The organism is Hathewaya massiliensis (assembly GCF_902143515.1).
Taxonomy (GTDB): domain Bacteria; phylum Bacillota; class Clostridia; order Clostridiales; family Clostridiaceae; genus Hathewaya; species Hathewaya massiliensis.
On record NZ_CABFVD010000002.1, the window covers coordinates 229508 to 242652 of the forward strand.

Annotated in this window: 11 protein-coding genes; 9 read left to right on the forward strand and 2 right to left on the reverse strand. The window is 29.6% G+C overall.

All coding sequences use genetic code 11. The features are described 5' to 3' along the window. Positions 1-11 precede the first annotated feature (11 nt). Complete coding sequence (locus FNZ64_RS14640; protein WP_185903698.1) at positions 12-188, reverse strand: hypothetical protein; 177 nt, start codon at positions 186-188, stop codon at positions 12-14. A 549-nt stretch (positions 189-737) separates the two neighbouring features. Continuing rightward, positions 738-1307, reverse strand: a complete 570-nt coding sequence (locus tag FNZ64_RS06325; protein WP_185903699.1) for an anti-sigma-I factor RsgI family protein — start codon at positions 1305-1307, stop codon at positions 738-740. Positions 1308-2055: 748 nt separating this feature from the next. On the opposite strand from FNZ64_RS06325, the gene FNZ64_RS06330 reads away from it, so the two are divergent. The 9 genes from FNZ64_RS06330 (at position 2056) to FNZ64_RS06370 (ending at position 13145) form a co-directional block, all read left to right on the forward strand. Beyond that, on the forward strand, positions 2056-3177 hold the full coding sequence (locus tag FNZ64_RS06330) for a BMP family ABC transporter substrate-binding protein (protein ID WP_142414003.1): 1122 nt from the start codon (positions 2056-2058) through the stop codon (positions 3175-3177). Between the two features lie 94 nt (positions 3178-3271). Beyond that, positions 3272-4828, forward strand: a complete 1557-nt coding sequence (locus FNZ64_RS06335; RefSeq protein ID WP_142414004.1) for an ABC transporter ATP-binding protein — start codon at positions 3272-3274, stop codon at positions 4826-4828. Further along, positions 4818-5915: an ABC transporter permease gene (locus FNZ64_RS06340; protein ID WP_142414005.1), complete on the forward strand. Its 1098-nt coding sequence runs from the start codon at positions 4818-4820 to the stop codon at positions 5913-5915. Before FNZ64_RS06335 ends, FNZ64_RS06340 begins: the two co-directional genes overlap by 11 nt. A 1-nt stretch (position 5916) precedes the next feature. Continuing rightward, the gene (locus FNZ64_RS06345; RefSeq protein WP_142414006.1) at positions 5917-6846 is read left to right on the forward strand and encodes an ABC transporter permease; all 930 of its coding nucleotides are present in this window, start codon (positions 5917-5919) and stop codon (positions 6844-6846) included. Next, positions 6846-7784 carry a pyrimidine-specific ribonucleoside hydrolase RihA gene (gene rihA / locus FNZ64_RS06350; protein WP_142414007.1) on the forward strand — a complete coding sequence of 313 codons (939 nt, stop codon included), beginning with the start codon at positions 6846-6848 and terminating at the stop codon, positions 7782-7784. Before FNZ64_RS06345 ends, rihA begins: the two co-directional genes overlap by 1 nt. Positions 7785-8015: 231 nt before the next feature. Next, positions 8016-8942 carry a nucleoside hydrolase gene (locus FNZ64_RS06355; RefSeq protein WP_142414008.1) on the forward strand — a complete coding sequence of 309 codons (927 nt, stop codon included), beginning with the start codon at positions 8016-8018 and terminating at the stop codon, positions 8940-8942. A gap of 255 nt (positions 8943-9197) precedes the next feature. Continuing rightward, positions 9198-10223: a LacI family DNA-binding transcriptional regulator gene (locus tag FNZ64_RS06360; RefSeq protein WP_142414009.1), complete on the forward strand. Its 1026-nt coding sequence runs from the start codon at positions 9198-9200 to the stop codon at positions 10221-10223. Continuing rightward, complete coding sequence (locus FNZ64_RS06365; protein WP_142414010.1) at positions 10220-10435, forward strand: heavy-metal-associated domain-containing protein; 216 nt, start codon at positions 10220-10222, stop codon at positions 10433-10435. The genes FNZ64_RS06360 and FNZ64_RS06365 overlap by 4 nt, the downstream gene beginning before the upstream one ends. A gap of 193 nt (positions 10436-10628) precedes the next feature. Next, positions 10629-13145, forward strand: coding sequence for an ABC transporter permease (locus tag FNZ64_RS06370; protein ID WP_142414011.1), 2517 nt, complete (start codon positions 10629-10631; stop codon positions 13143-13145).

Genomic DNA, 13145 nt, shown 5'->3' on the forward strand with positions numbered 1-13145 from the left:
AATATCTTTGATTAGATACTCTTCTTTTTAGATTTCCTTTGATTAACCCCATTTTTGTATTTTTTAGTCCCGTTTTTCAAAGGATAAACTAATTTAGTTATTAACCCTGTAAATTTAGAAAAAGCATTTTTTACCCTTTTCTTTTGTTGTTCTCTTTTGAAATTCACATAGATAACTTTGCGCTCCATAAGAGGGCCCCCTTTTATAAGATATAAAAACGTAATCATTAAAATCCTATGAAAGCCTTTTCACAAATGTTAATAACAAACCAAAAACTAAAAATATTTTTTCATACTGCAAGTAAAAACCTTGTTATAAATATTAATAATAAAATTTTTTATATCCTAAATAGATTACTTTTTATTGTTGAAACTTTATATAAATCGTAATAACAAACCCCTAATATAATTATATCATAGAATTGTACTGAATAAAGTACGGGAGGAATAATAATTTTAAATAGATTACTATGTAATAATTTATATATGGTATAGCATATAATATATGTTGTCCACAAGTTATAAACAGTTCTGTGGATAATGTTAATAACTATATAAAGTATATGGAAAAACATAGTAAAACCTAGAAAATAAAAGTAATTAAATGGTAAATGGCTTTATGGTATTACATATAAAGGGAAAAAAATAAAAGGGACATAAGAAACCCTGTGTATAACTAGCAGTTATCCACAGGATTATTAGATAAATAACAGTTTAATAACAATAGTTGTGGATATATTATTCAATGATTCCATTGCCATCATTATTTATGGTTACTTTTATATCCTTATTTTTAGCAGCGTTCTTAAAACTCTCGTATGTAGGATTGAACTTCTTAGGACCCTCTACTACAAAAATAGTTATTTGAGATGTAGGGGACTTAGGTGTTCCAATAAGATCCTTACTTATACTTTTAGTTAATAGTTCTGTTAAGCCTTCATCAAGGCTTTTATACTTTATCTTGGTACTTTTAAGTATCTCTCGCCCTTTTGAGTTATTTCCTTCAATTTTTATTATAATTCCTAAGTTATTTACGCTTATTTTAAAAGAAGAATTCATATCTACAATAAGATTAGACTTAGGTCTGAAGTATAAAAAACCTTCAACTAAAAATGCAATAAATACAAATGAAAAAAATATTATAGCTAGCTTCTTAAATGGAGATGACTTTTTATAAACTTCTCCAGCATAGGCTGCACCTTTTTCAGGTACTATATTGTTTTTTCTAATAGTACAAAATTCATTATCTTTCGTAACTATGTAAACCTTATCGCCCTCTACATTTAATACCTTTCCTACTTTTCGCAAAATAATCACCCTATTCAAAATTAAAGTTATCTACTTAATAATAAGTAAAAAAGGCATATATATCAATAGGTTATTTTACTTTTTCTAATTCTTTACATGTATATGTGTAGAGCTTAGACGTACTGTATGTAGAAAATATAACTACTAATAGGGTTAAAGTTATAATAATAACCTTTTTCATAGTGGATTTTTTGTATCGGATTTTCATATATAGGTTCCTTTCTTTATTATATATAAATAATATGTATAAAATATTCTATGCAAAATTTTATAAATTAATTAGTATACTCTAAATTAAATTAATATAGCATAATATGCTATATATTATTTATATATTATTCGCCACTGGGACAAAATTTATACCGATAATAAAAAATATTAATGTTATAAAAATTTCATATGGTGGTTTCAAGTTATGAAATACATAGGTTTAAAAATGAAATGGATGATATTTCAATATTTATCTACAAGTTTTCAAGAATAAAATAAAAATGCATAAATGATTAGTTTTTTAGCCAAAATATAATAAAAGTATAGTATATTTATCAAATCAGAAAGTTGTTTAAGATAAATTAGCTTTTTAATTCAACATAATACTACAAAATACTTAGGTGTATACAAAAAAACTTTGAAAATCGAGTTTAATTTGTATATAATGTTATTAGTTAAACGTTTACTCAATGTTTAAAATTTTTTAAATTTGAACTAGAGTAAAAATTATAAACTCAAACTCAGGGGGTATAATGAGATGAAAAAAATATTAACCTTCGTCCTTGCTACTATTATGACCTTTTCTTTAGTTTTAGTAGGTTGTGCTGGTGGTGGCGAAAATAAAGAGTCAGGTAAGGAAGCTACTAAAAAAGATAAGCTTAAAGTAGCATGTCTTATTAATGGTAACTTAGGTGATAAATCTTTCTTCGATTCAGCAGATAACGGCATGAAGCTTATAAAAGAAAAATTAGGCTACGACGTTAAGACTATCGAAATGGGATTTGATCAAACTAAATGGAAACCAACACTACAAGACGTTTCTGAACAAGACTACGATGTAATAGTTGTTGGTACTTGGCAAATGAAAGAAAATTTAGAAGAAGTTGCTCCACAATACAAAGATAAGAAGTATGTAATCTTCGACTCTTCTGTAGACTATGGAAAAGGAGATCTATCAAACGTTTATTCAATAGAATATAAACAAAATGAAGGATCTTTCATAGCAGGAGCTTTAGCTGCTAAAGTTACTACATCTAAAATGCCACTTGCTAATCCAGAAAAGAAAATTGGATTCTTAGGTGGAATGGATATTCCAGTTATAAATGACTTCTTAGTAGGATATATTGAAGGTGCAAAGCACATTGATAAAGACATAAAGGTTGCTATTTCTTATATTGGAGACTTTGAAAACTCCGCAAAAGGTAAAGAAATGGCATTAGCTCAATACAACCAAGGCGCTGATATTGGATTTAACGTTGCAGGGCAAGCAGGTTTAGGACAATTAGATGCTGCTAAAGATGCTAAAAAATATGCTATAGGTGTTGACTCAGACCAAGCTATGTTATTCAAAGACAAAGATGCGGCTAAATCTGATTTAATACCAACATCTGTATTAAAGAGGGTAGATAACTCTTTATTAAGAGCTATGGAATTAATGAAAGATGGAAAATTAGCATTTGGTAAGAGAGAAGTTTTAGGTTTAAAAGAAAATGCTATTGAAATAGTTGAAAATGAATATTACACAAAATTAATATCAGAAGATATTAGAAAAGAAATGAAAGACCTTGAAGATAAAATCGTAAAAGGTGAAGTAAAAGTAAGCTCTGCATTAGGTATGCAAAAAGAAGAGTTAGACAAATTAAGAAACTCTGTTAAATAATTTTAAATTAATTAAATTAGGGGTACATTTATTCATGACCTATAAATGTACCCTTTTCTATAACAATTATTCAGATAGGGTGGAGTGAGAAAACATGGGAAAAGAATTGTTGGAAATGAAGAAGATAACCAAGGTTTATCCCAATGGAATAGTTGCTAATAACGGAATTGATTTTTCAGTTAGAGAGGGAGAAATCCATGCCTTAATGGGCGAAAATGGAGCAGGTAAATCCACTTTAATGAAAATTTTATTTGGTATTGAGCAGGCAGAAGAGGGAGAAATATTTTTAAGAGGAGAAAAGATAAATATAACTTCTCCAAATGTTGCTATTAAATATGGTATTGGAATGGTTCACCAACACTTTATGTTAGTGCCATCTTTAACAGTAGCAGAGAACATGGTTCTAGGAGCTGAACCTAAAAAAGGTATTTCAATTGACATAGAAAAGTCAATTAAAATGACAGAAGAACTATCTAAAAAATACAATTTACATGTAGATCCAAGAGCAAAGGTTGAAGATTTATCTGTTGGTATGAAGCAAAGAGTAGAAATTTTAAAAGCTCTTTTAAGAGGGGCTAAGATACTTATATTAGACGAGCCAACAGCAGTTTTAACTCCTCAAGAAACACAAGAATTATTTGAAGAGTTAATTAACTTAAAAAAACAAGGACACACAATGATATTTATATCTCATAAATTAAAAGAGATAAAACAAATCTGTGACAGAATTACAATTATGAGAAATGGTAAATACATGGGTGTTCATGATGTATCTAAGATAACTGAACAAGATATTTCGAGACTTATGGTTGGTAGAGATGTTATTTTAAAAGTAGAAAAAGAAAAAGCTAAACCTAAGGATGTAGTACTAAGCGTAGATAATGTATCTTATTACGATGAGACAGGGAAAAAAGTTTTAAAAAATGCATCATTAAGCATACGTAGTGGAGAAATCGTAGGAGTTGCTGGAGTAGAAGGAAATGGACAAAGGGAACTAGTTGAAATTATTACTGGAATGAGAAAATCTGATGAAGGTAAAGTTACTATGGATAATACCGAAGTAAGTAGCTTAAATATAAAGAAAATACGTGAACTTGGAATATCACATATTCCTGAAGACAGAATGACTTATGGAGTTGCAGGAAATGTTAGTATAGAGCAAAATTTAATTTCAGATAAATATGACTCTAAAGAGTTAAATGGTGGATTATTACTAAAAATGAGTAAGATTAAAGAACTAGGAGAAAAACTAGTTAAGGATTACAAAGTAAAATGTAATTCACCACAACAAGGAGTTGGAAGATTATCTGGAGGTAATATTCAAAAGGTTGTTGTTGCTAGAGAATTTTCTTCTAATCCTAAGCTTATAGTAGCTGACCAACCAACAAGAGGTATAGATGTTGGTGCTACTGAATTTATAAGAAAAAAATTAGTAGAACTTAGAGATGAAGGAACAGCTGTAATGCTAATTTCTGCAGACTTAAATGAAGTATTAGAATTAAGTGATAGCTTAATCGTAATGTATGGTGGAGAGATTACTGCATATTTTGAAGATGCATCTAAGGTAACAGAAGAAGAATTAGGATTCTATATGTTAGGTGTAAAAAAGCAATCTCCAGAAGAGATTAGGAGGGCTATTTATGCGAAATAAAAATATGATTTATGAGGTTATTAGAACTTTAGTAGCTATAGGTTTATCTCTTGTTTTAGCATTTATCATAATATTAGCTGTAAGTAAACAACCAGGTTTAGCTATAAGTAAGTTCTTATTAGGACCTTTAAAGAGTGTAAGACACCTTGGAAATGTTATTGAGATGGCTATACCTTTAATATTTACAGGTCTTGCAGTAAGTGTAATGTATCAAGCAAAGCAATTTAACCTTGGTGCAGAAGGTGCTTTCTTTATAGGTGGTATAGGTGCTTCTATAGTTGCTATAAAATTAAACTTACCAATTGTTGTTCATCCAATAGTTGCTATACTATTTGGAGCAATATTAGGTGCTATAGCAGGATTAATACCAGCTATTTTAAAGGCAAAATATAAAGCAACAGAATTAGTTTCATCACTTATGTTAAATTATATCTTATTTTATTTTGGTATATATATAGTAAACAATGTTTTAAGAGATATAGATGCAGGTTCTATGGTTTCTGTTAGATTTAATAAAACAGCAGAACTTGCTCGTAATATAATTCCTAACACAAGACTTCACACAGGTTTAATTATCGTTATATTAATGGTAATCCTATGTTATTTCTTCTTATATAGAACTAAATGGGGTTATGAAATAAGAATGACAGGTGAAAACCCAAAATTTGCTCATTATTCAGGAATAAATACATTTAAAGTTATAGTTTTATCACAAGTAATAGGTGGTGCTATTGCTGGTATTGGAGGAGCTACAGAAGTATTAGGTATGTACTCAAGATTCCAATGGCAATCACAACCAGGGTATGGATGGGATGGTATTATAGTAGCTATTTTAGCTAGAAATAATCCATTACTTGTTCCAGTTGGAGCTATATTCTTAGCATACCTAAGAGTTGGTGCAGATTTAATGGCTAGAACCACAGATGTTCAATCAGAAGTTATATCTATTATCCAAGGTATAATGATAATGCTTATCGCAGCAGAAAGATTCTTAGCATATTGGAAACATAAGAGAATATACAAAGATGCTAAAATTAGTGCAGATAAAAACACTAACACTACTATAGCAACAAAGGGGGAAAAATAAAATGAAAGAATTTTTTAATATAGTTTTTTCAGTTGGTTTTGGATATTCTATTCTAAGAGTAACCACCCCTATTTTATTTGCAGCTTTAGGTGCACTAATTTCTGATAAAGCAGGAGTTATAAACATTGCCCTAGAAGGAATAATGTTAATAAGTGCACTAACAGGAGTTGTATTTAGTGCATTAACAGGAAGTGCATGGATGGGGCTTTTAGCAGCTATAGTAATAGGTGCATTAATAGGTATAGTTTTAGCTTATTTCTCCTTAAATTTAAGAACAGATATAATTCTTGCAGGTATAGCCTTAAACTTAATGGCAGGTGGAGGAACTATATTCTTCTTATATTTAGTTGCAAAGGATAAAGGTATATCAACATCTTTAAAAAGTGGAGTACTTCCAAAGTTAACAATACCTTTAATAAATAAAATACCAGTTTTAGGACCTATATTATCAGGTCATAATGTTTTAACTTATGTATCTTTAATTGCTGTAATAGCAGTTTCATACTTCTTATATAAAACACCACTAGGACTTAGAATAAGATCCGTTGGTGAAAACCCAGATGCAGCAGCATCAGTAGGTGTTAATGTAATAAAAATAAAATATATAGCACTTACTCTAAGTGGAGTATTTGCAGGACTTGGTGGAGCGTACATGTCTATGGGATATGTATCTTGGTTTTCAAAGAATATGACAGCAGGAAGAGGATTTATAGCCTTAGCTGCTGAAGCTATGGGAGCTGGAACACCAATAGGAACTTTCTTAACATCCTTATTATTTGGATTTGCAGATTCATTATCAAACTCTCTACAATCTTTAAAAATACCAGCAGAGTTTGTTCAAATGATTCCTTATGTTGCTACAATTGTAGGACTTGTTATATATGCAACTAGGAAATCAGCACAAGTTAAGAAAGTTAGGAGGGAAAACTAATGAAAAAAATTCCCGTAATCATAGATTGCGATCCAGGACATGATGATGCTATAGCCTTGATGCTTGCTCTTGGAAGTGAAAAAATTGAAGTAAAGGCTGTTACAACATCTGCGGGAAATCAAACGCCAGATAAGACTTTAAACAATGCCTTAAGAGTATTAACTTTTTTAGGTATAGATAATATAGAAGTAGCTCAAGGGGCTAAAAAGCCACTAATGAGAGATTTAATAATTGCGCCAGAGGTTCATGGAGAAAGTGGATTAGATGGTCCAGAGCTTCCAAACCCAGGCTTTAAGGAAAGTTCTAGAAGTGCAGTAGAAGTTATAGCTGATGTACTAAGAAATAGCGAAGAAAAGGTAACTTTAATTCCAACAGGGCCTCTAACTAATATAGCAATTTTTCTTTTAACTTATCCTGAATTAAAAGAAAAAATAGAGAGAATATCTCTAATGGGAGGAGCAGCAGACGGTGGAAATTGGACACCAGCTGCAGAATTCAATATATTAGTAGACCCAGAAGCAGCAGATGTGGTATTTAAATCAGGAGTGCCTATTACAATGTGCGGTCTTGACGTTACTCATAAGGCTCAAGTATATGATGAAGATATTGAAAAGTTTAGAGGATTAAGCAATGCAACAGGTAAATTAGTTGCAGAACTACTAGATTTCTTTGCCATATTCCATAAAGATGAGAGATTTGGATTTAAAGGAGCACCACTACATGACCCATGTGCAGTAGCTTATATAATAGATCCAAGCATAATAAAAACAAAAAAATGTCATGTTGACATAGAAACCAATGGAGAATTTACACTTGGAGCCACAGTAGTAGATTACAATGATGTACTAAAAAAAGAAAAGAACGTAGATGTAGCTTTTGATATAGACAGAGAAAAGTTTATTCAAATGATATACGATTCAGTTAAAAATTTAAGATAATCTACGGGACCTTTAAAGTAAGACGGCTTTCATATAAAAGCCGTCTTTTTAAATAAAATAAATGCAATACTATAACAAAACTAAATATAAAATTATAAGGAAACTAAATATATAAAATTATAAGGAGTTTTTAATCTATTAATTAGCATTTTAAAAATAATGAAGATTAACATAGAAAATTACATATATATTAATCTTAGAAATAAAGAGAGATACAAAGGAGAATAACATATGACTAAAAAGCCAATAATTATAGATTGCGATCCAGGAACAGATGATGCCATAGCACTTTTTATGGCACTAGCTTCTAAAAGCTTAGATGTAAGAGCTGTAACTGTGGTTTCAGGAAATCAAACTTTAGAAAAAACTGCAAAAAATGCTCTAGACATAGTTAGTTTTTTAAAAAGAGAAGATGTAAAGGTTGCAAAGGGGGCTAGAGGTCCAATTAAAAGAGAAGCTTTCTTAGCAGACTTTGTCCACGGAGAAAGTGGAGTTGGAAACACAGTTTTCCCAAAGGCTAAAAATGATTTTTATAAGAAAAATGCAGTAGATACCATTTATGAAGAAGCTATAAAATGTGAGGACAAGCTAGAGATAGTTGCCATAGGACCACTAACCAATATAGCTACCTTACTTCTTACATATCCAGAAGTTAAAGAAAAAATACATAGAATAGTTATAATGGGTGGAGCTATATTTGGCGGAAATGATAGCCCAGCTGCTGAATTTAATATATATGTAGACCCAGAAGCAGCAAGAATAGTCTTTGAATCAGGAATACCATTAGTTATGGTTGGACTAGACGCAACTCATAAAGCTAAGATATTTGAAAATGAAATAAGAGAATTAGATACATATAATGAAGTTGGAAAATATGCAGCAGAAATTATGGATTTTACTAAAATATTTTATAATTCCTTAGGTTTTGATGGAGTATTACTTCATGATCCATGTGCACTTGCTTATGTAATAGATGAGAGTATATTAAAAACAGAAAAATACCATGTGGATATAGAAACAAAAGGAGAAATTACAAGAGGGAAAACTGTAGTTGATATATACAGAGTTACAGGAAAAGAACCTAATATAGAGGTTGCAGTAGATGTAGACAGAGAAAGATTCATAAGATTACTTAAAGAATTAATAAAGAGCTATTAGAGGGCTATTAAGGAAAACTTATTAATAAAAACTTATACAAGCATTTTTAAATTCTTCTTATATTTATTAAAGTTAGAATTAAATTATATTTATTAAAGTTAGAATTAAGAGTTTTTATAAAAAAACTGAGTATTATTAGATTTACTCGCTAAATTGAAGTTTAAATAGGCTTAAAGGGGAAGAAGTACTTTACAGTTGAAATTTAGCATAGGCTATGAATTATATCATAACAGAGTAAATTAGGGGGATGGTAAAATGAAAGTAACCATAACAGAAATAGCAGAGGAAGCTAAGGTTTCTATTGCTACTGTATCAAGGGTCTTAAATAATAAAGACAAAGGGGTAAGTAAGGCTACAAGAGAAAGAGTGTTAAATATAATAGAAGAAAAAGGATACCATCCTAATGCTATAGCAAGAGGATTGGTTACAAAAAAGACAAAGGTTATAGGGCTTTTACTTCCTAGCATAACCAATCCTTTCTTTCCAGAAATAGAAAGAGGTATAGAGGATATGGCAACAGCACTAGGGTACAGTATAATATTATGTAATACTGACTATGATAGCGAGAGGGAAAAAAAGTATTTAAAATTACTTATAGAAAGACAAGTAGACGGTATTATATATGCACTAAGTGTAGCAGGAGAAAATTATGAAAGCATAGAAACCCTAAAGAAAAGGGGAATTCCCTTTGTAGTTTTTGATAAATATGTTAAAGATGAAAAAGTCCCATATATATACACAGAAAATGAAGAACCCACTTGCAATATGGTTAAATATATTATAGATAAGGGTCATAAAAAAATAGCATTTATATCGGGGCCCTTAGAGTATATAACTGCAAAGGATAGATTAAATGGTTATAAAAGAGCCTTAAAAGAAAAAGATATAAACTTAGATCTTTCCCTTATAAAATATGAAGCTTATACTATTGAAGGGGGAGAGGCAGCTACTGAAGCCCTTTTAAAAGAAAAAAAAGAGTTTACAGCCATAGCTTGTGCCAATGATTTAATAGCTATAGGAGCCTTAAAAACACTTAGAAAACATAATATAAAAGTTCCAGAAGAAGTTTCAATTACAGGTTTTGATAATATAGATATTACAGATGTAACATACCCTAGAATAACAACTGTACATCAACCTAAATACGAAATAGGACAAATGGCAGTAAAAACTCTTATAGATTTAATAGATAAGGAAAAGATAAATAATAGAGGTATGGTACTAAAAAGTAGTATAATAGAAAGAGACTCAGTAAGTAACTTAAAGGAGGAATTATTATGAAAAAGAGAGTTTTAATAGAAGGTATGAGCTGTGCACATTGTTCAAAACACGTCAAAGATGCACTTTTAGAACTTAAAGGCATTTCAAACATAGAAGTAATATTAGAAGAAAATGCAGCAGAATTTGAAGCAACTTCAGAAGTCACAGAGAAAGAAATAAAAAATGCCATAGAAGATGCAGGATACGATGTTAAGGACATAATAAGTTTGTAAAATATATAATAAAGTCTTATATAAACCTTATCTCAAAAGTAAATTTACTTAGAGATAAGGTTTTTTATACATAAATACTAAAATATATTGAAATTATACATTATTAACAGTAAAAATATGATAGATACACTTAAACAATTTTGAAAATTCCAAATGTTACATCAAAAATCTAAGGGGATATAGGGGTGAATACATGAATAATTTTTGGAGCATAATACCAAAAAATGTTTTGAAAAACAGGAAAAGAAGTTTTTTTATAGCTCTAACTATAATGTTATCAGTAAGTTTAATTGTATCTTTAAAAATTTCCTTAAGTTTTTTTATAAATGGAAGGCGTGAAGCTTTAAGGGGACAAGATGGAGGTATATATGATTCTATAATAACAGCACATTATGACTATAAAGAAGATTTTGATTATATAAATAAGGAAAAATTTATTAAGGAGCAGACACAATGTTTTTTTGTAGGGGATGCGATAAAGGTTGGAAATGGAAAGGAAAAAGTTAAAATCATAGGCTTTGACAAGGAAAAGGCAAGTACCATGTTAAATGTAAAAATTATAAAAGGAAGGGAGCCTGGAAATGCTAATGAAATAGCCCTAGAAGATTGGATAGTAAAACGTATAGATCCTAATCTAAAAATAGGGGACAAGGTTAAGATACCGGTAGTACCTAAAGATTATGGTAACTACGAGGAACTTAATGAGTTTACCTTAGTTGGAATTTTTAATTATGAAGAGACAATGAAAGAGGACAATAAACTTGCAAAAGCCTATGTAAATAAAGAATATGTTAAAAGTAAGTTTCCTAAAGATTTAATATATATTTCAGAATTTATAAAGTATAAGGAGGATTGGTCTATAGATAAAAATATTCAACGCACTATTATGGATTTAACTAATGGTATGGAGTTTTATAAAAATTATAATAGATACATGTTCTATAAAAGTGTTAATATTATAAATTATGTATCTAAGGTATTAAATATAGTTATTCTAATTATAGGAACCATTCTAATTTATAATGTATTTATAAGTTCTATTACTGAAAGAACAAGAGAGTTAGGGATGTTAAGGGCACTAGGATTAACACCTAAGGAGTCAAGAATTTTAGTAATAGGAGAAGGGGTAATCATAGCACTGATTATTATACCTCTTGCTATATTCTTAGGAAGCTTTTTAAGTAGGATTTCAATGTCTATAATGTCAAAAGAAAATCATTTAAAGAACATTTTACTAGTACCAAGTGATGGGATAAAACAAGCTATAGCTGTAGGTATATTATCTGTAATCCTAGGAGCGAACTCAGCTTCTAGAAAGGCAGCCAAAATTTCACCTATAGAGGCAATGAATAATCTAGATAAGGCAGAGTTTGATGAGAGAGTTGTAAAAGAAATTAGTATGAAGATGGAAGATGAACCTAAAGGGTTTTTATTCTCCATGGCTAAGATAAACTTAAATAGAAACAAAAAGAAATTTATAAGCACAGTAATCTCTATGAGTATGAGTGTGGTTTTATTTATTGTAATAAGCTTTATTATGATTAGTATTGATCCTATAAAAGGTTACAAAAAGAAGTTTGGAGGAGACTTTATTATTCAATCTTATAATTATGCAGAAGGAGAGTTTGTAACAGAAAAAGATATAAATAAGATTGAAAAAATAGATGGGATAGAAAAGGTTCACAGAGAGAAGACCCTAATGACTAATGCAATAGTAACCCAGGATCTTTGTACATTTGATATAGTGAAGGAAATGGAGATTAAGGCTACTAGATATATTAAGATGGAAAACTTTTTTAAAGATAATAAATGTTATATACCTGTAGAAGTTATGGGATGTGATGAAAAAGAACTTAAAAATTTAAGGAAATATAAAAAAGAGGGTAGTATAAATACAGAAAATATATCAGGAAGAACGGTTACAGTAATGCAAAAGATTGGAGATAAAGAAGAAAAAACTAAATTTAAAATTGGAGATAAGGTAGATATAGAAGCTATTATATATAATGAGAAAACAAAAAAATATTCATTAGAAATGGTACCCTTTGAAGTAGAGGGCATAATTGAAACAAAAGAAATAGAACCTAAAGATAATAGTGCTTCTTGCATATTTATGGTTTCAGATAAAACTATGATTAACAGTTTCGGTTTGAATGATTATCAAAGAGCAAATATAACCCTAGATAAAAATGCTGATTATAAAAAAGTAGAAAAACAATTAAAAGAAATTGCAAAAAACAATAGAAACTATAAATTTAGAGCTTACGAAGAAGAGCTAAAGGGATTAAAGAAGAATCTTTCAACTGTACATTTTATATTCTATAGTTTTATATTTATGGTAGGGTTAATAAGTATAGTGAATATTTTCAACACAATGAATATGAATGTTATATTAAGAAAAAAAGAATTTGGAATGTTTAGAGCTATAGGAATGTCTAAGCATGAAGTCAGAAAAATGATTGTTAGAGAAGGTATGTTTTATGGATTATGGACATGCGCTTGGGGAGTTATTTTAAGTTTATCTTCTGTATATTTTATATCTAGTGCTATGAAAAGAAACATTATATCCACTAACTTTTTAAACTTAATTTTAACTAAGATTTTACCAGTAGCTTTATTGGTAACTATACTATCTTTTATTGCAGCTTTAAATGCATCTAGAAAGGTTTTCTCAGATAGCATAATAGAATCTATGAGGGGAATAGAGTAG